The organism is Arthrobacter sp. ISL-48 (genome assembly GCF_018613805.1).
GTDB lineage: Bacteria > Actinomycetota > Actinomycetes > Actinomycetales > Micrococcaceae > Arthrobacter.
In genome coordinates, this window is the sequence record NZ_JAGGPL010000003.1 from 104,700 (window position 1) to 129,258 (window position 24,559).

The 24,559-nt window shown below is 63.9% G+C and carries 24 protein-coding genes, 4 pseudogenes and 2 riboswitches; of the genes and pseudogenes, 21 read left to right on the forward strand and 7 right to left on the reverse strand.

The window, feature by feature from the left end; translation table 11 throughout:
• Positions 1-17 precede the first annotated feature (17 nt).
• Both J7E83_RS21035 and J7E83_RS04280 read left to right on the forward strand, forming a co-directional pair.
• Positions 18-179 (forward strand): annotated as a pseudogene (locus J7E83_RS21035) (IS30 family transposase); the annotation flags it as partial.
• Between the two features lie 61 nt (positions 180-240).
• Positions 241-645 (forward strand): VOC family protein, encoded by a 405-nt coding sequence (locus J7E83_RS04280; protein ID WP_214959401.1) that lies wholly within the window; start codon positions 241-243, stop codon positions 643-645.
• Between the two features lie 73 nt (positions 646-718).
• Here J7E83_RS04280 and J7E83_RS04285 read toward each other — a convergent pair.
• A pseudogene (locus tag J7E83_RS04285) lies at positions 719-1,793 on the reverse strand (IS110 family transposase).
• A gap of 766 nt (positions 1,794-2,559) precedes the next feature.
• Between J7E83_RS04285 and J7E83_RS04290 the strand changes: the two are divergent.
• Positions 2,560-2,916: a metalloregulator ArsR/SmtB family transcription factor gene (locus tag J7E83_RS04290; RefSeq protein ID WP_214959403.1), complete on the forward strand. Its 357-nt coding sequence runs from the start codon at positions 2,560-2,562 to the stop codon at positions 2,914-2,916.
• On the forward strand, positions 2,913-3,389 hold the full coding sequence (locus J7E83_RS04295; protein WP_214959405.1) for a hypothetical protein: 477 nt from the start codon (positions 2,913-2,915) through the stop codon (positions 3,387-3,389). Before J7E83_RS04290 ends, J7E83_RS04295 begins: the two co-directional genes overlap by 4 nt.
• Before the next feature lie 821 nt (positions 3,390-4,210).
• Here J7E83_RS04295 and J7E83_RS04300 read toward each other — a convergent pair.
• Entirely contained in the window at positions 4,211-5,461 is a 1,251-nt protein-coding gene (locus tag J7E83_RS04300) for a YncE family protein (protein WP_214959407.1), read from the reverse strand.
• 204 nt (positions 5,462-5,665) lie between these two features.
• On the opposite strand from J7E83_RS04300, the gene J7E83_RS04305 reads away from it, so the two are divergent.
• Positions 5,666-6,598: a hypothetical protein gene (locus J7E83_RS04305; protein ID WP_214959409.1), complete on the forward strand. Its 933-nt coding sequence runs from the start codon at positions 5,666-5,668 to the stop codon at positions 6,596-6,598.
• 49 nt (positions 6,599-6,647) lie between these two features.
• On the opposite strand, the pseudogene J7E83_RS04310 reads toward J7E83_RS04305, so the two are convergent.
• Positions 6,648-7,355 (reverse strand): annotated as a pseudogene (locus tag J7E83_RS04310) (transposase); the annotation flags it as partial.
• 160 nt (positions 7,356-7,515) lie between these two features.
• On the opposite strand from J7E83_RS04310, the gene J7E83_RS04315 reads away from it, so the two are divergent.
• From J7E83_RS04315 to J7E83_RS04350, 9 genes are all read left to right on the forward strand, one after another.
• On the forward strand, positions 7,516-7,860 hold the full coding sequence (locus J7E83_RS04315; protein WP_214959411.1) for a hypothetical protein: 345 nt from the start codon (positions 7,516-7,518) through the stop codon (positions 7,858-7,860).
• Complete coding sequence (locus tag J7E83_RS21580; protein WP_396020481.1) at positions 7,850-8,224, forward strand: DUF6262 family protein; 375 nt, start codon at positions 7,850-7,852, stop codon at positions 8,222-8,224. Before J7E83_RS04315 ends, J7E83_RS21580 begins: the two co-directional genes overlap by 11 nt.
• A 181-nt stretch (positions 8,225-8,405) precedes the next feature.
• Positions 8,406-8,489, forward strand: a riboswitch (Fluoride riboswitch).
• Between the two features lie 22 nt (positions 8,490-8,511).
• Positions 8,512-9,360 (forward strand): hypothetical protein, encoded by an 849-nt coding sequence (locus tag J7E83_RS04320; RefSeq protein WP_214959413.1) that lies wholly within the window; start codon positions 8,512-8,514, stop codon positions 9,358-9,360.
• Between the two features lie 42 nt (positions 9,361-9,402).
• Positions 9,403-9,493, forward strand: a riboswitch (Fluoride riboswitch).
• A gap of 21 nt (positions 9,494-9,514) precedes the next feature.
• On the forward strand, positions 9,515-10,270 hold the full coding sequence (locus J7E83_RS04325; RefSeq protein WP_214959415.1) for a 2,3-diphosphoglycerate-dependent phosphoglycerate mutase: 756 nt from the start codon (positions 9,515-9,517) through the stop codon (positions 10,268-10,270).
• A 23-nt stretch (positions 10,271-10,293) separates the two neighbouring features.
• Positions 10,294-11,589 (forward strand): phosphopyruvate hydratase, encoded by a 1,296-nt coding sequence (gene eno / locus J7E83_RS04330; protein WP_214959416.1) that lies wholly within the window; start codon positions 10,294-10,296, stop codon positions 11,587-11,589.
• Positions 11,590-11,600: 11 nt separating this feature from the next.
• On the forward strand, positions 11,601-12,152 hold the full coding sequence (locus J7E83_RS04335; RefSeq protein ID WP_214959418.1) for a universal stress protein: 552 nt from the start codon (positions 11,601-11,603) through the stop codon (positions 12,150-12,152).
• Positions 12,152-12,766, forward strand: a complete 615-nt coding sequence (locus J7E83_RS04340; protein ID WP_214959420.1) for a CrcB family protein — start codon at positions 12,152-12,154, stop codon at positions 12,764-12,766. Before J7E83_RS04335 ends, J7E83_RS04340 begins: the two co-directional genes overlap by 1 nt.
• A 5-nt stretch (positions 12,767-12,771) precedes the next feature.
• Positions 12,772-13,140: a CrcB family protein gene (locus tag J7E83_RS04345; RefSeq protein ID WP_214960931.1), complete on the forward strand. Its 369-nt coding sequence runs from the start codon at positions 12,772-12,774 to the stop codon at positions 13,138-13,140.
• Positions 13,141-13,188: 48 nt separating this feature from the next.
• Positions 13,189-14,451: an MFS transporter gene (locus J7E83_RS04350; RefSeq protein WP_214959421.1), complete on the forward strand. Its 1,263-nt coding sequence runs from the start codon at positions 13,189-13,191 to the stop codon at positions 14,449-14,451.
• Here the strand turns inward: J7E83_RS04350 and J7E83_RS04355 are convergent.
• Positions 14,398-15,639: pseudogene (locus J7E83_RS04355) on the reverse strand (RNA polymerase sigma factor); the annotation flags it as partial. The gene J7E83_RS04350 and the pseudogene J7E83_RS04355 sit on opposite strands and share 54 nt — an antisense overlap.
• A 25-nt stretch (positions 15,640-15,664) precedes the next feature.
• Positions 15,665-16,096, reverse strand: coding sequence for a YciI family protein (locus J7E83_RS04360; RefSeq protein WP_214959423.1), 432 nt, complete (start codon positions 16,094-16,096; stop codon positions 15,665-15,667).
• Positions 16,097-16,351: 255 nt separating this feature from the next.
• On the opposite strand from J7E83_RS04360, the gene J7E83_RS04365 reads away from it, so the two are divergent.
• Entirely contained in the window at positions 16,352-17,641 is a 1,290-nt protein-coding gene (locus J7E83_RS04365; protein WP_214959425.1) for an alginate lyase family protein, read from the forward strand.
• Positions 17,642-17,670: 29 nt separating this feature from the next.
• Here J7E83_RS04365 and J7E83_RS04370 read toward each other — a convergent pair whose 3' ends face one another.
• Positions 17,671-18,084, reverse strand: a complete 414-nt coding sequence (locus J7E83_RS04370; RefSeq protein WP_214959427.1) for a VOC family protein — start codon at positions 18,082-18,084, stop codon at positions 17,671-17,673.
• Between the two features lie 114 nt (positions 18,085-18,198).
• On the opposite strand from J7E83_RS04370, the gene J7E83_RS04375 reads away from it, so the two are divergent.
• Positions 18,199-18,612 (forward strand): DUF3054 domain-containing protein, encoded by a 414-nt coding sequence (locus tag J7E83_RS04375; RefSeq protein ID WP_214959429.1) that lies wholly within the window; start codon positions 18,199-18,201, stop codon positions 18,610-18,612.
• An 83-nt stretch (positions 18,613-18,695) separates the two neighbouring features.
• Entirely contained in the window at positions 18,696-18,974 is a 279-nt protein-coding gene (locus tag J7E83_RS04380; protein WP_214959431.1) for an Lrp/AsnC family transcriptional regulator, read from the forward strand.
• A 20-nt stretch (positions 18,975-18,994) separates the two neighbouring features.
• Here the strand turns inward: J7E83_RS04380 and trpD are convergent, their stop codons facing one another.
• Positions 18,995-20,053 (reverse strand): anthranilate phosphoribosyltransferase, encoded by a 1,059-nt coding sequence (gene trpD / locus J7E83_RS04385; protein ID WP_214959433.1) that lies wholly within the window; start codon positions 20,051-20,053, stop codon positions 18,995-18,997.
• Positions 20,054-20,200: 147 nt separating this feature from the next.
• Between trpD and J7E83_RS04390 the strand changes: the two genes are divergently transcribed.
• The 4 genes from J7E83_RS04390 (at position 20,201) to J7E83_RS04405 (ending at position 24,542) form a co-directional block, all read left to right on the forward strand.
• Positions 20,201-20,839 (forward strand): heme-copper oxidase subunit III, encoded by a 639-nt coding sequence (locus J7E83_RS04390; RefSeq protein WP_214959435.1) that lies wholly within the window; start codon positions 20,201-20,203, stop codon positions 20,837-20,839.
• An 87-nt stretch (positions 20,840-20,926) separates the two neighbouring features.
• Complete coding sequence (locus J7E83_RS04395) at positions 20,927-21,715, forward strand: c-type cytochrome (protein WP_214959437.1); 789 nt, start codon at positions 20,927-20,929, stop codon at positions 21,713-21,715.
• Positions 21,716-21,817: 102 nt separating this feature from the next.
• A complete protein-coding gene (locus J7E83_RS04400; RefSeq protein WP_214959439.1) occupies positions 21,818-22,888 on the forward strand; it encodes a ubiquinol-cytochrome c reductase iron-sulfur subunit in 1,071 nt (356 codons plus the stop codon).
• Complete coding sequence (locus J7E83_RS04405) at positions 22,866-24,542, forward strand: cytochrome bc complex cytochrome b subunit (RefSeq protein WP_214959441.1); 1,677 nt, start codon at positions 22,866-22,868, stop codon at positions 24,540-24,542. The genes J7E83_RS04400 and J7E83_RS04405 overlap by 23 nt, the downstream gene beginning before the upstream one ends.
• The last annotated feature ends 17 nt before the right edge of the window (positions 24,543-24,559 follow it).

Here is a 24,559-nt window from a genome sequence, read left to right on the forward strand (position 1 = left end):
ACGTCCAACTTTCGGGGACCACTCCACTGCTGGACCAATATTTCCCCAAGGGCACGGACCTGAGCATCCACAGCGCCGCCGACCTCGACTGGGTCGCCCAGGAACTCAACGACCGGCCACGCAAAAGACTAGAGTTCAGAAAACCGATCGAACTGATCGAAAACCTCCTGTTGCAATGACCGCCTGAATCCGCCGATCGGCGTACGTGCGCATGTGATCGAGCATGAAAGACTCACGTTCGTGAACACCCCTCTCAAAGGGACCCTGCACCATGTCGAGCTATGGGTCCCTGACATCGACCGCGCCAAGCAGGAGTGGGGTTGGATTCTGCCCCGACTGGGATACTCCGCTTACCAAAGCTGGGACTCAGGAATCAGTTGGCGACTTGGCCCGACCTACATCGTGGTCGAACAGTCACCAGCCTTGAGTGGCCGTGAACATGAGCGCACGGCGCCAGGCCTCAACCACTTAGCGTTCCACGCGGGAAGTAAGAAAGACGTGGATGCGCTTGTGATGGAAGGAGTTCGTTACGGTTGGAGACAGCTATTCCAGGACAAGTACCCGCACGCTGGCGGCCCTGATCACTACGCCGCTTACCTCTTCAATTCAGACGGCTTCGAGATCGAGCTCGTAGCCCCCAGTTAGGCACAATTTGGCAAGCATCCGGTGAAGGATCCTCCACCAAACACCAGGGTAATGGCACGCCAGGGACATGGGTTCAGGCCAGTTCCGGGGTGGCGTAAAGGGTGTTGAGTTGGCGGTAGAGGGTTCGGGCGATGTACCGCTTGAGGGATCTGCGGATTTCGCGGTAGCTGCGGCCTTCTTGAGTGCGTTTGGTGACGTAGTCCCGTGTTCCAGGGTCGTGGATCATCCGGGTGATGGTGATGGTGATGGTGTGCAGGGCTCGGTTGAGGCGCCTGTCACCGCCCCGGTGAGCCTGTGCCGGACAGTGTTGCCGCTTGAGGCTGGCAAGGGATTCACCCCTGCCAGAGACGCGAAGGCAGCTTCGCTGCGGACCCTTCCCGGATGCGACCAGGCTGTCAGGACCGTGGCGACTGTGACAGCCCCGGCACTTACCATCTCCAGTAGCGGCGCCGCGGGGCTTTGCTGGATCAGCTCTGTCATGCGCTTCTGATTCGCAGTCAGCTCAGTAGTCACTTCAAGGACGCGGCGCGCCAACCGGATTGCTTCCTCGCGCGCGATCGATAGTTCTATCTGCTCCTGTCGTTCCCGCCATCTGGTGATCGTGGCGATCTGGGCGGGAACCAGAGGTTTACGAGCGTCGATTCCCAGACCATGCGCCCGGAGTAGGGCGATGAGTGCATTGACGTTCATTGTCCGGTCTCGGGTCAACTGATCCCGCGCTGCGCTCAGGATCCTGAGTCCGGCACGGATTCCTTCATCCCGGCGCGGGGCTCGAAGCTGGGACTCCTCCAGGCTCAGGACAGCATTCCCGATGGCGGCGGCGTCCAGCGGATCGGATTTGCCGATCCCCCGGCGGCCCCGGGCGTTCATCCGTGGAGCTTCGGCGACGTCATAACCGGCACCCGTTATTGCTCTGGCCAGGCGTGCCCCATAAGAACCGACACCATCAACGGCCCTAGACACCCCATATCGCCGCCCGTCCGCCGGCCAGCCCAGGCAAGTGCGCGGGAAATCCCTGCTGAGGTAGTCGGGAACTGCTCGCACGCGACCTGCCGCTTGGTACTGGCTTCGATGATGGCGTAAGTGTGGGTGCGGGCGTGACAATCCACACCGATGACGAACGGGCGGGTCTGCCCAATGGTAGTCAACGAGGCCACCTTTCTTTCTTTCGAACGGGCAAGACAGGTCGCATCGCGACCGGCACTGGATCTGGGAAGGGTCACGTCGAGGCAATACTGTGATGAGCCACAACCGTGAGGGCTGGGCAAGCTTCTAATCAAGCCACCGTCGTGGGACAGGTCAACGCCGGTCACTCCACCCAGCGCGGACAAGTCGGGGGAAATGCACCCTCAACGGGGCAATTGTTTTTTCGAGTCACGCACCAGGCAGAACGACCGGCATCAACACTGCCAGCTAGTCCCAGACCAGCCACGTAAAGACTCACAGTTGTTTTTTGGTTGCTGGCGAAGCCTGCGGAGCTGTGCCCGACGGAGGCCGGTCTACCGCAGGGAAAGGGGCGGGAAATTCCCGGAGGAAATCAGCGACGCAGGAGCGCCGTAAGGACATTTCCTGCACTGCAGGCCCCGGAGTTCACGGAGGGGCTAGACGGGCCGGAGCGGACACGTACAATCCGAAGGAATCTCAATGATGTTGTCAACCGATGTTGGCGTGCCTTGCGGTTGTCCCGGCCGGTGGCGGCCGGGACAACCGCGGAGTTTCTAGTCGTCGAACCAAGGTAAGGCTTCCGGTCCTTGTGCGGCAGTTCGGCGTCGGTGGCCGTGAGGTTGTCCGGGCCGTCGGAGTGCCCCCGGGGCCAACTGGAAGAACGCGTCGGCGGTGATCGCTTCGAAGCAAGGGGGCTGCCGGCGCGATCATGAGATGGTGCCTAATTAGCTATTATGCTAATTTGCTATCATGAGTGAACGATCTGGTGATGTCTTCGCCGCGCTGGCGCATCCGACGCGGCGCCAGATTCTTCAGGACCTTCGCGACGGGGAGATGTCAGCGGGCGAGATCGTGAAGCGCTTCTCATCGAGCGCCCCGACCATCTCACGCCATCTTGGGATCCTGCGGGCCGCCGAACTCGTGACAGAGCGGCGCGATGCAAACCGCATCCTCTACTCCTTGGTCACCGACAGCCTCGCGCTCTCGGTCGGGGATTTCCTGTCCGCCGTCTGCCCTGAACAGATCGTCCTCCGGCAGGCGCGGAAGTCGAATCGAACCGGTGGCAGCCCTTCACCGCTCACGGCCGACGTGAGGTCCCCGCGATGACGCCGGCGAATGCGCTACCGGAGGGCAGGATGTGGGCGTCGTTCCTTAAGCTTGGCGCCATCGCGGGTGCCATTTCGGTGTCCGCGGCCCAACTCGGCTTCGGAATCTTTAGCAGCGCGAGCGGACTGCTATATGCGCTCTTTTTCCTTCTCTTTGAGATCCCGGTTGTCGGCTTCCTGGGCGCGGTCGCCGGCACGATAGTGGGATATTCCGTGCAGGGCTTGAATGTCAAACGTTTCCCCAAGGCGGGCCAGGTAGCCGCACTGGCAGGGCTCGGTTTCGGTGCTTCTGCCGTCGTTATGACCGTTTTTGGTTTGCTGTCGACAACTGGCGGGGCGCTTCTCTACCCGGTGCCGGTGACCGGGCTTATCGGGGCAATTGCGTTTACACCATTCGGGCTGGACATCTTGTCTGGCCGTCGAATCCGCATCGGAGCTGCATGTTCCTATGCGTGTGCTCGATTCCGGACCTAGATATTCCCTCGATAAGGCGATGACGTGGAGGTGCGGTCACCGTCTCCGGGTTCGTCGGAGTAGCTCGGTTGCTTCCCTCCGGGGGCGCCTCAAGGGCTTATCATTCCGCGGGGGAAGACCTCAGTCGGCCTTACGGGATGAGTCCAGGAATTCCCCTCTCATCAGGCCATTCTGACCCGAAAAGTCCACTATGCGCACCCGGCGAGACGTTTTATGGTGAGATGCGTTTCCGAGACATAAGAAGTCCCGCTTTTCCGTGAACTCGACCGGCTCATCCGGGCCAGGGAGGGGTGTCTTGAAAAGCTGTTGCTTTTCAAGACACCAGCAATGGGTTCATGCGGGCTGATGGTGACGCGGACACAGGTTGGTTCTTAGCTAGCGGGTCACCAGCCGCGCGGTCATGGACCCGGTCCATATGTGAGTAGCCTCTGGGCCCTGGTCCTCACGTACCGCACTGCGGCGAGCTCGCCCGGCATAAGGAAGGATCATGCCATGGAATCAATCTCGTGGCCGAAAGCGTGGCAACCGGAGGCCCGTGCCGCCTTGCTGCAATGTATCGATGCCGAGGTCCGAGTCGAGATCACAGTGGGCGAGCCCCTAATTTCAGTTGAGGGCAGTGTCATTGCGGGGTATGTCTATCTCGAAGGCACCGACCTGAGGATCATTTACGATCGCTCGGGTCGTGCAAACGTCTATCCGTGGCGCCTTCTGGCTGGCCCCGTTCTCGAAATCTTCAGTCTCTCTGGCCGTCGACGCACGTCAATCTACCGGCATCCACAGTGGACAGGACCTCGGCGTTCTTGACCACCGAAAAGGGGCGCTCAGCTCAGCCTTTGATCTGAGAGGACTTGAATTCCTTCGAGATCCTTTGCCGGGGTCTCTGTAGCTGCTGCCTCTTCGGCGGCTTGTGAACGGTTGCGCCGTCTGGCTGTCAGGACCAGCGCGGCGGCACCTATCAGCATGGCTGCGGCCAATGCGCCGAAGATTACCGGGAAGTTGGACCCGAAATTGGTTCCCGCGTTCTCGGACAAGGCCTGGGCCGTGGGTCCTGTTTCCTTGATCTCAGGCGGTCCCGCTTGTGCGTTGACCGCAGGCGGCTCGGATACGTGTAGGTCCTGGGCCGGGAAGACAGTCACAGATCTATCAGCGGTGTTGGTCACGATGACGGACCCGTTGGGAGCGACGGCGAGGTGGCCGGGGTCCTTTTCTGTGGGCAGGCCGAGTGAAACGCTTGTTCCGCCGGGCTTGATGACGGAGAGGCCGTTGGCCACGTAGAGGACGTAGACAGTGCCGTCCGCGCCCACGCTGATTTCCTTCGGTCCGCCTGGCACCGCCACGCGGTAGGCGACGGCCGAGTCTCCGGACTTGATTACCGCGACGTCGTTTGCGCTGATGTTGGTGACGTAGACGGCGCCGTCCGGGCCCACCGCGATCCCATGCGGATCACCCGTCCGGCCGGGAGTCGGACTGACATCAATGGTGCGTGAAACCGCGCTGGCACCCGGAGGGATAACCGAGACCGTCCCGTCGGTCTGGTTCGTTACGTAGGCGGTGCCGTCCTTTGCGAGGGCTACTTCCCTGGGATTCCCACCGACGACGACCTCGCGAGCCGGCGCGTCAGCTCCCGGCGGGACGACTGAGATTGTGCCGACTGCGGGATTCGGAACAAAGACGGTCCCGTCCGGCGCCGCGGCGATGAGGTGGGCGCCGGGACTGAGGGGAATGGTACGCGCCACCGCAGAGGAGCCCTTCGGTATCACGGCGAGCTTTTCCTGCTGCTGGGCGAAATCCCACCCCTCGACAAACAAGGTCCCATCTCCCGACAGAGCCATGCCGGCAGGGCTGAAACCGGTCGTCAGGGTCCTGGCTGGTTTACTCGCCCCCGCAGGAAGAACGCTTACGCCCCCGCCGTTGGAATAGTCGCCGATATAAGCGGTGCCGTCCGCGTCGATGACGACGCTGAGGGGGGTTCCCCCAACATCCACGACCTCCCCGGATGCCATTGAAGGACCAGCGCCAACCAACAAGATGCTGCCAGCGACGGCCACAGCCAGAACCGCGGTGAACCGCATTCACCCACCTCCAAACCGATGTAAGAAGAAGAAATCCTCAGATGAGCATAGTGCCGGCAGGTGTGCCGCCACTCGCCTCAAGCTGATGTCTGGCTTCACAGCGGACTGCGGGAGAATCGGGAGCAGTTTCTTTGGCCCGCTAAGCCTGTGGAAATCCCTCAACGGGCCATTTCGATCCGTCCCTGACACTGAGAGCGAGCAATTGTGGGCATCTTCAAGAGGAAGTCTTCGGAAGCGGAGGCAGCTGACTCCGATCTGACGTTCTTCACGTATTCCAAGGCAAATGAGTTCCGGGCCATTGCCCGCGAAGTCTTCGCCGAGATGGGACTTGAAGTCCAGGTCCACCCTGGTCATGCTGTCGATGACTCCGGACGGGAGTTCGGCTTCTGGAACGTTGGTGCCACTTGCTATCAGCAGCCCCAGTCCACGTGGCGCGGGGTGATCGCCGAACATCTTCGCCGCGTACTGGCAAGCTTCGAAGCACCCGATCCCTTCGACGTCCTTGCCTCTCAAGACGTACCGTTGCGGACCTTCGCACGACTTTATGACGAGACAAGCATCCCAGGGATAAACAGCTACCCACACAGGGAGCTCGCACCCGGCATCGTCGAAATGCTCGCGCTCGACCTCCCAGACACTGTTGCGGTTTTCAACCATGACAATGCCAACAAGTTCGGCGGATGGGAAGCCCTCCAAAGGCAGGGAATCGAAAACCTCCGCAGCTTAGAAATCGAACAGCTCGAAACCCTCCCCGCACCCGGAGGAGGCACCTTCAATGCCCTCCTGGGTGAATCTGTTTACACGGCGAGCCGCGCCCTGCTTCTTCCCGACTTGGCCACAGAACTCACGGGTCAGCGCGTTCAAAAAGAGTTCGGGTGGCTCATGAGCATCCCTAACCGGCACCAAGTCGCCTGGCACATCATCGAAAGTGCCGCCGTCGTCTCAGCGCTTAACGGAATGGCCCGCTTTACCGCCATGGGATACGCCGACGCGCCAGGGTCGGTGAGTCCACACGTCTTCTGGTGGAACGGCACGAGCTATGAACAACTTACCCACGTACGCGACGACGGCACGCTCACGCTTCACGTCAGTCCAGCGTTCCAGGCCGTGCTTACCTCAGTAACTGCCGACGGATAAGCGACTCACCACGAAAGGCTGTTGCATGCCATGCACACCGCTCGGCTCTTCAGGCTGCCAGCGAAACTGGCAGAGAGTAACTCGTGCCGTCGCGCAGCATCGCCCAGAGGACATTGAGCCGTCGACGGGCAAGAGACAGCATCGCCTGAATATGCGATTTCCCTTCGGTCCGTTTCCGGTCGTAATAGCCGCGTGAGGCGGGGCAGGACTTCAGAGCAGAAAGCCCTGAGAGGTAAAAGACCCGGAGCAGCCGACGATCGTAGCGTCTGGGACGGTGGTGGTTGCCGCTGATTCTTCCGGAATCCCGGGGCCCCGGAGCCAGCCCGACGACGCCGTCAAAACGGTCGGCAGACTGGAAAACAGAGAGATCCCCGCCGGTAGCACCGAGGAATTCGGCAGCAAGGACGGGCCCGAAACCTGGCATGCTCAACAACACCTGCGTGTGCTGGTGCTCGGAGACTTTCTCGCTGATCAAGGCATCGAGGTCCGCCAGTTCCTCGTTCAGGGTGAATACTTCCTTAGCCAGTGCGGCGACGATCCCCTCCCCCAAGCCCTGGGCGGGAACGATGGTGTGCTGGGATTTCGCGGACTCGACCGCAGTTGCGGCGACGGCTGCCGAGGAGCGGGCACCCTGCTTCTTCAGCCAGACGTGGATCCTGGTCTGACCCGCGCGGCGGATGCCGTCCGGTGTCCGGTATTTAGTCAGCAGCGTCAGGGCTGCTTTGGAGCGGCTGTAGTCAAAGGCGCGTTCCAGCGCCGGGAAGTATTCCAGCAGGCTGCCTGACAGGTCGGACAACGACGGAATCGATCACCCGGATGGCGTAGGGGTCGGCCGATGACTGCGCACAGGATCAGGGGTCGTGCTGCCGGTGGCGGCGAGCCCATGCCCCGGATGCGGCTCGCCCTCTCACCACGGTTTGATACGGACATCGCTGGATCTCGGCGGCCTGCCCGAGGGGGTGCGCATCGTCGGCAGGGTCACCATGGCCCTGCCCAACGGCTACTGCGGGCTGCCGCTGCAACAGGCGTGCCCGCACGCGAATGCGTGCCTGACCTGCCCGGTCTTCGTGACTACCCCTGACTTCCTGACCGAGCACCTCAAGCACTTAAAGTCCACCAAAAGACTCATCACCCAGGCACAATCTGCAGGCCAGACCCGAGTGGTCGAGATGAACCTCCGCGTCGCCACCAACCTCGAAAGCATCATCGCCACCATCCAAACTACCTCTGCTGACGACGGCGAGCACGGCGATGCGAACTGACAACACCCGACACCTACTGGCAGCCGCACGGAAAAGATCCGACACAGCGCGGCGAAGGGCAGAGCAAGCGCTGGCGCAGCTGGATCAGACCAGCCAAACCGCGACCGTCAGCGGGCTGGCCAGAACGGCCGGGGTCTCACGTTCCTGGCTTTACACACAACCGGACCTGCTGGAACAGCCGCAGGAGCGGAGCCGGCCGGGCAAAACTTCACCCACCGGATCATCTGTTCGGGCATCGGAAGCATCCATGCATCGGCGGCTTGAACTTGCCCACCAACGCATCAGGAAGCTCACCGAAGAAAACACGCGCCTGCGGGAACGGCTGGCACGCACGCACGGAGCGCTGCGCGCGGGCCGCGCCTGACCCATCGAGGGCCAGCGCACACACGATTGGTTAAGCTTGGCTGAGCCTTTGAATCAAATCGTCTGCCTGGACCACTGTCGGCACGAACCGCCTCCTCGTTCGGCGGCCGGGCACTTCGGCCAGGACCGCGACTACGACGACCGTCTGAGGACTGCCGCGGCCGGGCGGGCAGGTCTACCCTTGGTATTACGGTGATGGATCCCACCGGGACCGGTTTTGGCGTCCGGTCCGGACCGCCGATTTGGCTGATGGTTCCTGCCCCGACTGTGAAGGGCAGGAGATTCGTTATGGCAGGAAATCGGAGTGAGCCCCGGGGCAGGGAACGGGATAAGGTCACCGGCGTCTTGGTGCCCGTCGGCCCGCTGGAATTGTCTGTGGAGGAAGTGCGCCAGCTCTGGTCGTTCATCCATGGAGACATCATGGACGGAAGCATGCGCCGGTTGCTGCGCGCCTCGCTGGGGCTGTGTCCCCGGCATACCTGGGCGTACGCAGTAGTGGAGGTCGAGCTGTGGCAGGCCGGGGCGGGCGCCCGCGGAGGGCACCAGCCTTTCGATGTCACGATCCTTTACGAGGATCTCCTTGAACACGTCGCCGATGGCCTGGACCGGAAGAGCTCCCTGCTGCAGCGGCACCCGGAAGAGGTGCTGCTCCCGGTCGGACCGTGCCGGATCTGCCAGGATATGGCCTCCCCGGACCTGCCGGGTCTGCGGATGGGTTACGCGAACTCCAACACCGAAGCCCTCACCACTGAGGCAAACGCCATGGTCCACACCACAACCTGGTGCCTTGAAACCGTGGCCCTCTGGCGGGACAGAGTCTGCCCGGACTGTGATCCCGGCATGCAGGGAACCGGTGATCCGGTGTTTCTGTGCTGTTTCCACCTGTCGGCACGGCGTCCTCTGCCGGAGCAGTTCCGCCACGCGGTGGCTGCACGTCTGCGGGAGATCCGGGGCCGGATGAAGCACCTGACGGAGTCCATGACGGACTACGGGGCCCCGGCGGGCGCCAAAGAGAACACGTCCTGGATCGAGGCCATCGGCTTTTTCGCGGGCTGGGGTTTGCCCTTGTACCTGGCGACCGACCCGGAGGATGCCTGGCCCGGACCGGACAGCGCAGGCGCCGGGCAGGGAGATTGACCGCGTCATAGTGTGGCGGTTGGCGCCGCCGTGCCTGTAGTCTCTGTTCACGGTGATGGATCCCGCCGGAACACCCCGCACATTAGATTCGGGGCGTTCGAACCGCCTCTTGGCTAATGGTTCCTACCTTTGCTGATCCGAAGGTAGGTGACTCATGCCCGCACCCGGCACCCTCGTCCTGCTCCGCCACGGCCAGAGCGTTCTGAACGCCCAGGACCGGTTCACCGGCCTGCTCGACCCGCCCCTGACCCCGCTCGGGGAAGACGAAGCGGCCCGCGCCGCGGCGCTGCTGGTCCACTCATCTTTTTCCCCCGGCACGGTCTACACCTCCACGCTGACGCGCACCCGGGCCACAGCCCGCATCGTCCTGGCCATCCTTGACGCCCCTAACGTGCCGGTTCTTGCGGCGTGGAAGTTGAACGAGCGCAGTTACGGCTCCCTGACGGGCAGGGCCAGAGGCGAACTGCTCAGCGAGCTCGGGCCGGAGGTCTTCCGTTTCTGGCGCCGCTCCTACTACGGGGCACCGCCACCGATGTCACGCGCCGAGCTGGGCGCGATCCGACGCAGCAAGGCGTTCACGGGGCTGGCTCCCGAAGCTGTGCTGCCCACCGAATCGCTGTGCGGGGTGGTCAAACGCGTCCGGATCTTCTGGCACCAGCACCTTCGCCCCAGGATCCGAGCAGGAGAGGATGTGCTCGTCATCGGGCACGGTAACTCCCTTCGGGCGCTGTGCCTTGTCCTGGACGGGCTCTCCCATGCCGAGGTCGAGGCCCTGAACATCCCCACCGGGCACCCGCTGGCCTACCGATTCACCCCTAACTTCGCGCCGCTGGAGCGGGGCGGGGAGTATCTGAATCCGCTGGCGGCGCGGACCGCCGCCGCCCTGGTCGCCGCCGCCGGCGGGACCTGAGACAAGGAACGGAGAAAGTCATCATGTATGAACTGCAGCTCACCGGGGTGCGCGCCCCGCAGATCCTGGACTCCCGGGGCTACCCCACGGTCAAGGTCTGGCTGACAGACTCCACCGGAACGGTGTCGGTTGCATCGGCGCCGTCCGGGGCATCCACCGGGGCGCATGAGGCGGTCGAACTGCGCGACGGCGGTCAGGAGTACTCCGGCCGGGGCGTGCAGAAAGCCGTCACCAATGTCAGGACGGAAATGGCCGAGCTGCTCACGTCCCGGAGTTGGCAGACCTTGGCGGACCTGGACCAGGCGCTGGTCGGGCTAGACGGGACCCCCGGCCGGTCCCGGCTCGGGGCCAATGCGATCGTCGCAGTGTCGATGGCCGCTGCCAGGGCCTTCGCGACAGCGGCCGGGACGCCTCTTCATGTGTGGATCGCCCAGACCTTGGGCCGGGGCGGGCGGCTGCAGGTTCCGCACTTCAACGTCCTCAACGGCGGCCAGCACGCCGCGAACCCGCTGGAATTCCAGGAATTCATGATCGCGCCGGCCGGTGCGCCGACGTTCGCCGACGCGGTGCGCTGGGGATCGGACGTCTACCATGCACTGTCCAAGCGTCTGCAACGGCAGGGCCTCGCCACCGGTTTGGGTGATAAAGGCGGGTATGCCCCGGCCATCGCCCGCCCCGAGGAGGCGCTGGATCTGATTGTCGCCGCCATCGAGGACGCCGGCTACACCCCGGGCAGGCACGGGGTCGCGATCGCCCTGGATCCTGCTGCGAACTCCTTCTACGCCGACGGGACCTACACGGTTGCCGGCAAGGCCCACACCCCGGAGAAGATGATCTCCTACTACGACAGGCTCATCACCGATTATCCGATCTGGAGCCTGGAGGACCCGTTGGCCGAAGAAGACGCCGACGGGTGGTCCGCCCTCACCGCGGCCCTCGGGGACCGGGTACAGATCGTCGGTGATGACCTGTACGTCACCTCCGCGGCCAGGGTACGGGAGGGCATCCGGAACCGGTCCGCGACAGCGGTGCTGATCAAACCCAACCAGGCCGGAACCGTGAGTGAAACATTCGACACGCTCACGGCCGCCTCCGAGGGTGGCTTTGGTGCGATGGTCTCCCACCGTTCCGGGGAAACCGATGATACGTTCGTCGCTGACCTCGTTCTTGGATCAGGCTGCGGGCAGCTCAAATCCGGGGCCCCGGCCCGCGGGGAACGCGTCGCCAAATACAACCGGCTCCTGGAAATCACCGACGAGGACCCCTCCCTGCCTTACGTGCCCACCGGAACCTACCTCAACGACGCCAACGCCAGATGACAGGAGCGCCCATGAATGAGCCAGAGAACGAGATCCCGCCCGCTACCGGGCCGACACCGTATGTTCCGCGCCGGATCACCGGGCCTCTGCTGATGGGCGTCGTGCCCGGCCAGCCCTTGGCGGTCGCGCACCGGGCCGCGGAACTGGCCCACAGCCTGAACGTCAAACTGATCTGCGCATACGTGGACGTCACCAGTTACCTGACCGAAGAACCCGACGGCCAGGTAGCTGCCCTGCCGATTGATCCGGACGGGATCGACGACGACATCGAAGGCATCAGCGCCGGCATCCGCGAACGCCTGCAGGAGGCCCTTGACGGGAGCGGGGTCCGCTGGTCGTTCGTGACCCTCGCCGGGGACCCCGCCCGAGCCCTGGGACGGCTGGCCGAGTGGGCGGACGCCTCCATCATCGTCGTGGGCACCCGCGAACGCGGTCTCGGGGCCCGGTTCGAGGAGCTCCTCGTCGGTTCCGTGGCGGTCCACCTCACCCACCGCCAGCACCGCCCTGTCCTGGTCGTGCCGCTCGCCCCGCACACCAGGCACCATCCGAAGGAGGGCCGCTGATGGAACCGCCCACCCCCGAGACCACAGCAACCGCCCGCCCTTCCGAAAAAACCGAGACCGGAAGCACAGAGCGGTTACCCCTCGACAGTGATCTTGCAGGGACCGCAGCAGAGGACCCGGACGCCGGGACGCTCGGTGAGGTGCGCGCCCACCGTCCGGTGCACCTGCACCCGGGGTTCGTGCTCGTCGTCATCACCGGGGGCGTGTTCGGAGCCTTGGCCCGCTACGGTCTCAGCACTGTCCTGCCGTCCCCGGGCGGGTGGCCGCTGCCGACCCTGATCATCAACCTGACCGGGGCGCTGCTGCTCGGCGTCCTCCTGGAGGCCCTGGTTCGCCGTGGTCCCGACGCCGGCAGGCTGAGGATGATCCGGCTGCTCGCCGGGACGGGGTTCATGGGCGCCTTCACCACCTACAGCACCCTGGCCCTGGAAACCAACACCCTGCTCGGGACCGGACGGATCACCGATGCTTTGATCTATGTCGCCGCCACGCTGATTGGCGGCGCCGTAGCAACCGTGGCCGGGATCCGGGCCGCCGCGGGACACCACTCCAGGATGACCGCCCGGCGCCGGGCCGCGACCCTCCGCCCCGACCGGCAGGGGAGCAACCGGTGAACGCCTTGACCATTCTTTTGCTCGGACTCGCCGGCGGACTCGGGGCCGGAACCCGCTTCGTCATCGACGGGCTGGTCCGGTCAAGGCTCCGCACCGCGCTGCCCATGGGCACCATCGCCATCAACATCACTGGATCCTTCCTGCTGGGACTGGTCGCCGGGGCAGTGATCATCCATGCGGCGCCCGTCGAGGTGCAGGCCATTGCCGGCACCGGGTTCCTCGGCGGATATACGACGTTCAGCACGGCCAGCTTCGAGACCGTCCGGCTCATCCAGTCCCGCCGCACGGGACTGGCCCTCCTGAACGGGATCGGCACTGCCGTCGCCGCGGTCGGTGCCGCGGCAGCAGGCCTGGCCCTGGCAAGCCTGCTGTGAGGCAGGCATCAGCCTGAACGTGTCCATCAACCGCAGAGGGGAACCAGGATGTCGGAAATAAACGAACACCGCACAGATGCGGATCAGGCGGCGACGACCTCCCGGAACAGGCTGGGGCCCATGGGGTTCGTGCTGACCTTCGGTGTCGTGAGCATGCTCGCCGACGTCGTCCACGAAGGCGCCCGGTCCATCACCGGCCCATTCCTGGCCACCCTCGGCGCGACAGCGGTCATGGTCGGTTTCATCACCGGCTTCGGCGAAGCCGTGGCCCTGGTCCTGCGCCTGGGCACCGGACCCCTCGCCGACAAGACCCGCAAATACTGGCCGCTGACCATCGCCGGGTACGCACTGACCGTGATCGCTGTCCCGCTGCTGGCCCTGGCCGGCACCTTGTGGCAGGCATCCGCGCTGGTCATCATGGAGCGGTTCGGCAAAGCCGTCCGCACCCCCGCCAGGGACACCATGCTTTCCCACGCCGGGGCGGAAATCGGCTGGGGAAAGGCCTTCGCCATCCACGAAGCCCTCGACCAGTCCGGGGCCATGCTGGGTCCTCTGCTCGTCGGACTCATGATCGGCGTCTCCGGTTACCAGCTCGGATTCGGTGTCCTGTCCGTCCCCGGCGCAGTGGCCCTCGTCGCCGTGATCCTGCTCCGCCGGGCCGTCCCGGACCCGAAACGTTATGACACCCATGCTGTCAGCAAGCCTGTCGCCGTGCCCGGCCAAGCCAGCGTGCTGGCCCCGTTGCCAGCACGGTTCTGGTGGTACAGCGCGTTCACTGCCGTGTCGATGTTCGGGTTCTCCACGTTCGGGGTCATCTCCTACCACCTTGAAGTCCAGAAGGTGATGCCCTCGGCGCTGATACCGGTCACCTACGCCGTCTCAATGGGCGCCGCCGCCCTGGCTGCCCTGGCCTCCGGCGCGCTTTATGACCGGACCGGGCTGCGCGGTCTGCTCATCGCGCTGCCGCTGACCGCCGCCGTCCCGTTCCTGTCCTTCACCACCACACCAGCCCTGGTCTGGGCAGGTGCCGTGGTCTGGGGAGCGGCCCTGGGCATCCACGAATCCACGCTCCGCGCCGCCGTCGCCGACCTTCTCCCAGCTGCCCGGCGGGGCACCGGTTACGGCATCTTCACCGCCATCTACGGCATCGCGTGGCTGGCAGGGTCCACCATCATCGGCGCCCTCTACTCGGCCTCCCTCACCGGCCTCATGGTCTTCACCGTGACAACCCAGTTTGTTGCGCTGATCGCCTTCATAAATACTTGCCGCTCTCTCTTTCAGGGCCGCTCGTGTGCGGTCGTTCTTGGCTAGCGCTGCGGCGGTCGCGAACTCCGACCGGGCCTCCTCCGTCCGGCCCAGCCGCGCCAGCAACTCGCCGCGAACACTGGGCAGCAGGTGCGAACCGCGGAGTGTGCCACCGGAGGCGAGACGGTCCACGATCCCCAGTGCCGTTTCCGGCCCCGTGGCCATGGACACGGCAACGGCGCGGTTGAGCTCTACTATGGGGTTAGGCGCGATCTGCCCGAGTGCCTCGTAGAGCAATACGATGTGGGCCCAGTCGGTCTCCGAGATGCTTGCCGCCAACGCATGGCACTGGGCTATTGCGGCCTGCAGAGCGTAGTTCCGCCTCCCCCGGCCCAAAGCGTCGCTCCGGGCGAGCGCTTCGTGCCCCCGACCGATCTGGGTTCTGTCCCAGCGTGCGCGGTCCTGGTCGGCCAGAAGAACCGGTGTGCCATCCAGGGAGGTGCGGGCGGGGAACCTGGAAGCCTGGAACTCCATGAGGGAGACCAGGGCATGGACCTCGGCCTCGCGCGGAACCAGGCCCGCGAGCACCCTTCCAATCCGCAGCGCTTCATCTGCGAGTTCCGGACGGATCCACCTCTCCCCCGACGTAGCCGCGTACCCCTCTGTGAACATGAGGTAGATGACGCCCAGAACGGCGCCCAGCCGAGCGCTCCACTCACTCGGCTCGGGCACCTCGTAAGGCACCCGCGCCGCTGCGAGGGTCTTCTTGGCCCGGACAATCCGCTGCTGCACCGTGGCCACGGGAACGAGGAACAGGCGGGCGATCTCCTCCGTCGTGAGGCCGCCCACCACGCGAAGCGTCAGCGCGAGCTGGGCCTCACGGGAAAGGACAGGGTGGCACGCGGTGAACACTAGCCGGAGCACGTCGTCGTCCACCGGTTGCCATGCCACACTGTCCTCCACCTCCAGCCCGTGCGCGATAGCGCGGTAGTGCTCGTCGAGGCGCTCGGCCCGGCGCCATGCGTCGATGGCTTTTCGTTTGGCCACGGCCGTGAGCCAGGCCGCGGGATTGCGCGGGATGCCCGATGCCGGCCATTGCGCCAAGGCATCGGCCACTGCCTCCTGGGCAAGGTCCTCCGCCAGCCCAAAGTCCCGCGTAGCCCGGGCCAGGACGGCGACGATCCTGGCGCCGTCAATTCGCCACAGCGCATCGACCCTGCGCTGAACCGCCTCAGCGCCTTCCTGGCTGCTCATCACCGGCTCCGCCCCGCGGACCGACTTAGCCGTTCCCTGACCGGGGACCGGCGTCGTTCTGCAAGGAATCGACGTGGGCGAAGTCTGCGAAGTCCGGCATGTCGGCGAATTCGGTCACTCGCCGCACTTCCAGCTTCGATCCTGGGCCAAGCGGGCAGCGGCCTGCCCACTCAAGGGCCTCCTCCTTCGACGCCACCTGGACGATCCAGAACCCGTTGAAGAGCTCATGCGTTTCGCCGTACGGACCGTCGGTAACAATAGGCGGTTCCTCGGAGAAGTCGACGACGAAACCGGCGTCCTCGGATGTGTCAGCGAGACCCTCGCCGGCCAGCATGACCCCGGCCCTGATAAGCGAGTCGTTGTAAGCGCCCATCTGCCTAATTACCTCCTCGAAAGGGACCTCCTTGTAGGCCTCGGCTGCTTCTGCCGTGGCGCGCATGATGAACATGTACTTCATGGGATTCTCCTCGCATGCATGAGGACGCCGTATGCGTCCTGCTACTATCCTGTCGAACAAAGCGGGCGGGGATCGACAAGGTCCAGGAATTATTTCGGCTGCGAAGCTGCACCCGCGCCTAGCCTCCCCAAACCACCCCTGAAATGCACCGATACGTTCCTTGCCCTTGAATCTCCCGTATGGGCATGTGAGTATTGCGGAGGCGGGATAACGTTTTCCCCGCTGTCTCGGTCGACCACTATCGAACGGAAGTCAATGACGACGAACTATCGCCACCTTGAGTCATCCAGCAGAGCGATCTCACGCAGGTCCCTGATCGTGGGTGCTTCCTTTGCGGCACCCCTTGCAGCACTCGGCGCCGCGGGAGCCTCCGCAGCCAGGGACAAGTCACCCGGCCGCGGTCAGGGACCGCTCGCCACTGCCTCAACAACGACGTACGCGCATCCTGGACTGGTGCATACGCTGGCCGATCTCCAGCGCGTTTCGACTCAGGTTGCCGCAGGCAGCCAGCCATGGATGGGAGGCTGGAACCGCCTCGTCGCAAACGGCCGCTCAAATGCTGGCTGGGTGGCGCGCCCGCTTGAGACAGTCATCCGCGGCGGTACCGGCGAGAACTACGCCCAAATGTATCCAGACATCCATGCCGCCTACCAGAACGCCCTGCGCTGGCGAATTTCCGGCGACGCGGACCACGGGGCTGCTGCAGTGCGGATCCTCAACGCCTGGTCCGGGATGTTGACCACTGTCACCGGAAACGCCGACCGCTTCCTGGCTGCAGGCATCTACGGATACCAATTTGCCAACGCGGCCGAGCTGGTGCGGGACCATCCGGACTTCGAGTTCGAGCGGTTCCGCGGCATGCTCCTCAACATTTTTTACCCGATGAACGAGGACTTCCTCACCAACCACAATGGCGCGGTCATCACGAACTACTGGGCCAACTGGGACCTGTGCAACATGGCATCGATCCTGGCGATCGGTATCTTCGCGGACCGGTCCGACCTGGTGGACCGGGCCGTCCAGTACTTCCTGAGCGGCGCCGGCAACGGCTCACTTCCGCACGCGGTGCCCTTTGTCTATGACGACCAGGGTCTCGCCCAGTGGCAGGAGAGCGGCCGCGACCAGGGGCACACCATCATGGGCATCGGGCTCATGGGCGCCTTCTGCGAAATGGCCTGGAACCAGGGCATCGACTGCTACGGCCAGGATAACAACCGCTTCCTCAAGGCTGCCGAGTACGTCGCGAAGTACAACCTCGGGTACGACGTGCCCTTCACGCCATACACCTGGCAGTCGGGCCCGTCGACCACCGCCCCGCACGTCGGCTGGCAGACGCAGACAGTCCCTGGATCGGGCTCCCGCGGGCAGGCCCGGCCCGTGTGGGACCAGGTTCTGGGTCACTACTCCGGCCGTAAGGGACTCAGCACCCCCTGGGTCAGCCAGATCGCCGCCACCCTGCGGCCCGACGGCGGCGGCGGCGACTACGGCACGACGTCCGGCGGTTACGACCAACTCGGGTTCAACACACTGATGCAGTACCGGTAGACGCGTACGGGACGCCCCGGGCGGCGGGCTCAGCGCGGCCGCCCGGTAGGCGTTCCGGGCGAAGATGACTCTGCTTCGGCTGGGATGTGGCTGACCAGACCGACGGTGTTGCCTTCGCTGTCCCGGATGAAGCCCATCCACTCATCAGTGCCAGCCGGACCGAGGCGGTCATCGTTGTGGTGAAAGATGACGGCCGGCGCGGCGACGATTTCCACTCCCCTGTCCTGAAGCGTGATGATGGCGCCCCTGACATCGGGAACCTCCAGGTAGAGCACTGACGGCGGCGCACCCCGCTCAAGCAGGAGCCGAACCCCGTCGAGGTCAAAAAACAACAGACCCGGCGGGTCAAAGGCCCCTGAAGGTTCTGTGCCGAGCAGGTCGGAGTAGAACGCGGCTGCACGCCCGAGATCCTCAGCCCGCTGGGCAATCTGTATCAGGCGCACTTCGTCTCCTCTGGATTGCCGAACTATCCCTCCCGTCATCTTCCGCAATCCCGGATGCCGAAACAAGGACCGGCGGCGAGGCAACCACCCCGCTCACCAGCTAGGCTCGAAGGCATGATTCCAGAGACACGGCAGCCTTCCACATCCAGCAGATCTCTGGCCGTTGCAGGAGCAGCTTTGGCTGACGCCGTCCTGATCCTGCTGTTTGCGGCGATCGGGCGGGACGCGCATCAGCGGGGCGACGCCATCACCGGCGTGCTGTTCACGGCATGGCCATTCCTCGCTGGAGCGGCGCTGGCCTGGGCGGCCGCCAGGGTCTGGCGGGCTCCTCTGGCTGTGCGCAAGGCCGGCCTGCCCGTCTGGCTCGGCGCCGTTGCCGGAGGCATGGTCCTGCGCGCGCTCACCGGCCAGACGGTGGTAATCGCCTTCGTGATTGTCGCCCTTGTGAGCCTTGGGTTGTTCCTGTTCGGCTACCGGCTCCTGCTGACAGGGCTTCGCCGCTTCGGACGGCTGGAAAGCCAAGAATAAAGCCGGGATCGATGTAATAGGCTGGCAGCACTGAAGAGTCTCGCCGGGCACTGCTACGGCCAACTGATCCGGAAGGATTGATAGTGATCACCGCATTCGTTCTGATCAAAACCGACGCCGCCCGCATTCCCGAAACCGCCGAGGAGATCTCCGCCATCCAAGGCATCAGCGAGGTATATTCCGTGACCGGAGAGTGGGATCTGATTGCAGTAGCCCGGGTGGCGCGGCATGAAGACCTGGCCGACGTCATCGCAGACCGGCTGTCCAAGGTTCCGGCAGTGGTTCACACCACAACCCACATCGCGTTCCGCGCCTACTCACAGCACGACCTCGACGCTGCGTTCGCTCTGGGCTTCGAGTAGCGGGCCAGTTCCCCAGCAGGTCAGGCGCGGCTGAGGGAAACCCACTTGTCCAGTGCGGTGGACGCGGCGCCCGAGTCCACAGAGGCGGCAGCGCGGGCAAACGCCGAACGCATACGCTCCAGGAACGGTCCCTCGGCACGGACGTCGAAAGCCACCAGTCCTGCGGCCGCGTTCAGCAGGACCGCGTCGCGCGCCGCACCACCCTTGCCCGCCAGGACATCACGCACGACGGCGGCATTCGCCTGCGCGTCGCCGCCGCGGAGATCCTCCACAGTAGCCAGACGGATGCCGAGATCCGCCGGGGAGAAACTGAGATGGGTGACGGCACCGTTCCGGAATTCCCAGACCGTGGAAGGCCCGGTGGTGGTCAATTCGTCCAGGCCATCGTCGCCGCGGAATACGACGCCGCGGCTCCCTCGCCGTGCCAGGACACCTGCCACCAGAGGTGCCATCCTGGCATTGGCCACGCCCACAGCGGAGGCCTGCACCTGGGCCGGGTTGGTCAGAGGGCCCAGGAAGTTGAAGGCCGTGGGGATGGCCAGTTCCCGGCGGGGCACTGCCGTGTGGCGAAAAGACGGGTGGAAAACCTGCGCGAAGCAGAACGTGATGCCGGCTTCCTCGGCGTTGCGGGCAACCTGCGCAATGGGCAGGTCCAGCCTGACTCCGAGTGCCTCCAGGACGTCCGCGGATCCGGAGGACGACGACGATGCACGGTTGCCGTGCTTGACCACTTTGGCACCGGCCCCCGCCGCGACAAGTGCCGCCATGGTGGAAATGTTGACCGTATTCAGCTGATCACCGCCAGTGCCGACGATGTCCAGCTTCTCGCCCGAGATGGTCACGGGATTGGCATGGGCGAGCATGGCGTCCGCGAGGCCCGAGAGCTCCTCAACCGTTTCCCCCTTGGAGCTGAGGGCCACCAGGAACCCGGCTATCTGGGCTGGCGTCGCCTCCCCGGACATGATGGTGTCCATGGCCCAAGCGGTGTTGTCCGCGGTCAGGTCCGCACCCTTGATGAGCGCCGAAATGAGGCGCGGCCAGGTATTGCCTGCCGCCTGTGCGGATGCCTGTGAAGTCACCCCCTGATGCTATCCAGCGAGCGACGGCCCTGACTAATGTGACCCCACCGGGAACTTTTCGCGGCAATTTCGCGTCTTTGTAGAAAAAGTCCCCCCAAAAGGCGGTTCGCGTTGGGAACTCCGGACTTTTATAGACATAATGTCTATGTGACATCTGCGACCCATGCCCCCAGTACCCCGGCGCACCCCACGCTGAACCGCCCCAATATGGTCTCCGTCGGAACCGTAGTGTGGCTCTCCAGTGAGTTGATGTTCTTCGCCGGTCTCTTCGCCATGTACTTCACACTGCGCTCCACGAGCGGACAGATGTGGGCGGAAGAGACAGCCAAGCTCAACTTCCCCTTTGCGCTCGTCAACACCATCGTCCTCGTGGCCAGTTCCTTCACTTGCCAGATGGGTGTCTTCGCCGCCGAGCGGCTGCAGCCCCGCAAGACGGGGGGCCCGTTCCAGTTCTCCCGCTGGGGAATGAACGAATGGTTCACCTTGACCTTCCTCATGGGCGGGTTCTTCGTAGCAGGCCAGGCCACCGAATACGCCATGCTGGTTTCAGAGCATGTTTCGCTCTCATCCAACGCGTACGGCTCGGCCTTCTACATCACCACCGGGTTCCACGGCCTGCACGTTATCGGCGGGCTCATTGCCTTCCTCTTCATCATCGGCCGCTCCTTCATCGCGAAGAAGTTCGGCCACTTCGAGGCAACGTCTGCGATTGTCACCTCGTACTACTGGCACTTTGTGGATGTCGTGTGGATCGGCCTCTTCCTGGTCATCTACGTGCTCAAGTAGTCAAGCTTTGATTCATTTTCTACAAGAGGCAGAATTTCAAGTAGCGGCTCCCGGAGCCGGCGCAGCATCGAATAAAGGAACCACCACGTGAAGGCACTCTCGCAAAAGCGGCGTCACCCCCTCGCAGCCATAGCGCTGCTCCTGCTGGGACTCCTCGTCACAGGTGGGCTGTACGCCGTTGCCACCACTGTCAACCAGGCCAAGGCATCAACCACGAGCTTCAGCTCAAGTGATGTCGAGGAGGGCGGGAAGCTCTTCGCCGCCAACTGCGCGACGTGCCACGGAATGGGCGCCAGCGGATCCAAGGACGCTCCGTCCCTCGTGGGTGTCGGCGCAGCCGCTGTCGACTTCCAGGTCGGCACCGGCCGCATGCCCATGCAGATGAACGGTCCGCAGGCCTACCAGAAGCCGGCCCAGTTCAATGACGAACAAACACATCAGCTTGCAGCCTACGTGGCTTCCCTGGGAGCCGGCCCCGCGATTCCTGAAGAAAGCCTCTTGGACGAAAAGGGCGACGCCGCTGCTGGCGGTGAGCTGTTCCGGACCAACTGCGCCATGTGCCACAATGCCGCTGCAGCAGGCGGTGCCCTGACCCGTGGCAAGTTTGCACCGGCCCTGGCCGGCGTCTCTGGTAAGCACATCTACGAGGCCATGGTTTCCGGACCGCAGAACATGCCGGTCTTCAGTGACGCCAACGTCTCCCCCGAGGGCAAGCGCGACATCATCACCTTCCTGAAGCAGATTGAGACCAACGGGTCCCCCGGTGGAGCCGATCTCGGTGCCTTGGGTCCAGTCTCCGAGGGACTATTTGTCTGGATCGCCGGACTGGGCGTCATTATCGCCTTCACCATCTGGCTGACCTCGCGGACGTCCTAGGCGCACCGCTAAGACCGTAAGAACTTCTGCTGATCAGTCAGCAGTTTGAAATTGAAAAACTAACTCGGCGGAAGCCGGGACGAGAGAAGGATGAGGCGAATTATGGGCAACCATAGTGACGGCAGTCCGAACCACTCGGGCACCGTAGCTACGGCTGGTCAGAATGAGGTGGAGAAGTTCCAGGATCCTGGAATTCCCCCGCACCGTTTGCGCCTGGCTGACACGGACCCGAAGGCCGCAAAGCGTGCAGAACGGCAGGTCGCCCTACTTTTTGGCGCCTCAGTTGTCGGCACCCTGATCTTCCTGGTGGCGTACTTCGCCATCGATCTGGGCGACGACTCCAGCATCGCCACCATCCGACTGCAGAACGCCCTGTTGGGTGTCGGCACGGCGTTTGCGATGCTTGGCATCGGTACCGGCATTGTCCACTGGGCCAAGGCCCTGATGCCAGACCATGAGGTCTCGGAGGAGCGGCACGCAGTCCGCATCGAAGAGGACCGCGTGGCCGCCGTCAGGATCGTTGACGACATCGTGGAGGAGACGGGCATCAAGCGTCGCCCGCTGATCCGCAACACCCTGCTCGGCGCCGTTGCGCTGGCCCCACTTCCGGCCCTGGCAGTATTCGGCGACTTGGGCCCGCGCCCAGACAACACACTCTCGCACACCATGTGGGCACCGCAGGAAGGCAAGCTCAAGCGCCTCACGCGGGACCCCGACGGTACCCCGATCAAGGCGTCTGACGTCACGCTCGGGTCCGCCTTCCACGTCATCCCGGAAGGCCTCAACGAACTGCATGAAGGCAAGCTCAACGAAAAGGCCAAGGCCGTTGTGCTCCTCATGCGCCTGGATCCCTCGTCCCTTAACCCTTCCAAGGGCCGCGAGGACTGGAGCTACAACGGAATCGTTGCATACTCCAAAATCTGCACCCACGTCGGTTGCCCGGTTGCTCTCTATGAGCAGCAGACGCACCACCTGCTGTGCCCGTGCCACCAGTCCACCTTTGACCTCACGAACGAGTGCAAGGTGATCTTCGGCCCCGCCAGCCGCCCCCTCCCCCAGCTGCCCATCGCAGTGGATGACGAGGGCTACCTGGTCGCAACCAGCGACTTCAAAGAACCTGTTGGACCTAGTTACTGGGAGCGTGATGAGCATGAGCGCAGCATCAACAGCTGAAGCCCCCGCCTTCGTCGCCAAGACCAAAACCGGACGCATCACCGATTTCGTTGATCAGCGCGTTGGCGGTTCCGGCATTCTGCGTGAGTTCGGCCGCAAAGTCTTCCCCGACCACTGGTCGTTCATGTTCGGTGAGGTGGCGCTGTACTCATTCGTCATCCTGCTGCTGTCAGGAACCTTCCTGACGTTCTTCTTTGACCCGTCAATGGCCGAGACCCACTACGACGGTTCTTACCTGCCGCTGAAGAATGTTGAAATGTCGGTGGCCTACAGCTCGTCGCTCAACATCTCCTTCGACGTCCGCGGCGGCTTGTTCATGCGCCAGGTGCATCACTGGGCAGCCCTGCTGTTCGTGGCATCCATCGGTGTGCACATGCTGCGCGTCTTCTTCACGGGCGCCTTCCGCAAGCCGCGTGAAATGAACTGGGTTGTCGGCGGAGTGCTGCTCATCCTGGCAATGGCCGCCGGTTTCACCGGCTACTCCCTCCCCGATGACCTGCTGTCCGGCAACGGCCTGCGCATCATCGACGGCGTTATCAAAGCCATCCCGGTGGTGGGAACGTACATCTCGTTCTTCCTCTTTGGCGGCGAGTTCCCGGGCACGGCCATTATCGGTCGTCTCTACATGCTCCACATCCTGCTTGTCCCCGCGCTGATCCTCCTGATGATCGTGCTGCACCTCTTCATGGTGGTTGTGCACAAGCACACGCAGTATCCCGGCCCCGGCCGCAACGACGGGAACGTCGTGGGGTACCCGCTGGGGCCCGTCTACGCAGCTAAGGCAGGCGGCTTCTTCTTCATCGTGTTCGGCGTGCTGGCCCTGATGGCAGGCTTCTTCACCATCAACCCGATCTGGAACTACGGTCCGTACGACCCGTCTCCTGTTTCTGCCGGTACTCAGCCTGACTGGTACATCGGCTTCGTTGACGGTGCCCTCCGCCTGATGCCAGGCGTCATCGGTGACTTCCACTTCGAGTACATCATCTTCGGGCACGTCCTGACCCTGAACGTCTTGCTTCCTGCCCTGGTTCCTGCCGGCATCATCTTCACGGTGCTGTTCATGTACCCCTGGATCGAGCGCTGGATCACGAAGGACGACCGCGAACACCACGTCCTGGACCGTCCGCGGAACGCGCCGACCCGTACTGCAATCGGTGTGGCCGGGTTTACCTGGTACTGCGTGATGTGGGCAGCGGCAGGTTCCGACCTGATCGCAACTCACTTCCATGTGTCACTGAACGATGTGACGTACTGGCTCCGGACCTTGTTCTTCATCGGACCCGTCATTGCGTTCACCGTCACCAAGCGGGTGGCCCTTGCGCTCCAGCGCAAGGACCGCGAGATCGCGCTGCACGGCCGGGAGACTGGCCGCATCGTCCGACTGCCCCATGGCGAGTTCATCGAGGTGCACGCACCGCTCGATGAGTACAAGCACTACAAGCTGGTGGGCTTTGAGTCGCCGGTACCGCTTCCGGCGGTCCCCAACGATCACGGAATTGTCACCCGCAAGGAAAAGCGCCGCGCGTGGCTGTCCCGCTGGTTCTTCGAGGACCGGGTTGCTCCGGCCACGCCAGCTGAACTTGAGGCAGCGCATGGCCACCACGCCCAGCCGGCAGTGGAAGCCCGCGAGGAAAGCAAGAGCCTCAGCCACTAAGGCACCCACACGGTAGC

What these genes read in the sequence shown, in the direction of transcription:
- J7E83_RS04335 (WP_214959418.1), top strand. Translation starts at nt 11,601, where the DNA reads ATGAATGAGCCAGAGAACGAGATCCCGCCCGCTACCGGGCCGACACCG.
- J7E83_RS04360 (WP_214959423.1), bottom strand. Translation starts at nt 16,096, where the DNA reads ATGAAGTACATGTTCATCATGCGCGCCACGGCAGAAGCAGCCGAGGCC.
- J7E83_RS04400 (WP_214959439.1), top strand. Translation starts at nt 21,818, where the DNA reads ATGGGCAACCATAGTGACGGCAGTCCGAACCACTCGGGCACCGTAGCT.
- J7E83_RS04365 (WP_214959425.1), top strand. Translation starts at nt 16,352, where the DNA reads ATGACGACGAACTATCGCCACCTTGAGTCATCCAGCAGAGCGATCTCA.
- J7E83_RS04405 (WP_214959441.1), top strand. Translation starts at nt 22,866, where the DNA reads ATGAGCGCAGCATCAACAGCTGAAGCCCCCGCCTTCGTCGCCAAGACC.
- J7E83_RS04290 (WP_214959403.1), top strand. Translation starts at nt 2,560, where the DNA reads ATGAGTGAACGATCTGGTGATGTCTTCGCCGCGCTGGCGCATCCGACG.
- J7E83_RS04340 (WP_214959420.1), top strand. Translation starts at nt 12,152, where the DNA reads ATGGAACCGCCCACCCCCGAGACCACAGCAACCGCCCGCCCTTCCGAA.
- J7E83_RS04350 (WP_214959421.1), top strand. Translation starts at nt 13,189, where the DNA reads ATGTCGGAAATAAACGAACACCGCACAGATGCGGATCAGGCGGCGACG.
- J7E83_RS04295 (WP_214959405.1), top strand. Translation starts at nt 2,913, where the DNA reads ATGACGCCGGCGAATGCGCTACCGGAGGGCAGGATGTGGGCGTCGTTC.
- eno (WP_214959416.1), top strand. Translation starts at nt 10,294, where the DNA reads ATGTATGAACTGCAGCTCACCGGGGTGCGCGCCCCGCAGATCCTGGAC.
- J7E83_RS04375 (WP_214959429.1), top strand. Translation starts at nt 18,199, where the DNA reads ATGATTCCAGAGACACGGCAGCCTTCCACATCCAGCAGATCTCTGGCC.
- J7E83_RS21580 (WP_396020481.1), top strand. Translation starts at nt 7,850, where the DNA reads ATGCGAACTGACAACACCCGACACCTACTGGCAGCCGCACGGAAAAGA.
- J7E83_RS04300 (WP_214959407.1), bottom strand. Translation starts at nt 5,461, where the DNA reads ATGCGGTTCACCGCGGTTCTGGCTGTGGCCGTCGCTGGCAGCATCTTG.
- J7E83_RS04325 (WP_214959415.1), top strand. Translation starts at nt 9,515, where the DNA reads ATGCCCGCACCCGGCACCCTCGTCCTGCTCCGCCACGGCCAGAGCGTT.
- J7E83_RS04320 (WP_214959413.1), top strand. Translation starts at nt 8,512, where the DNA reads ATGGCAGGAAATCGGAGTGAGCCCCGGGGCAGGGAACGGGATAAGGTC.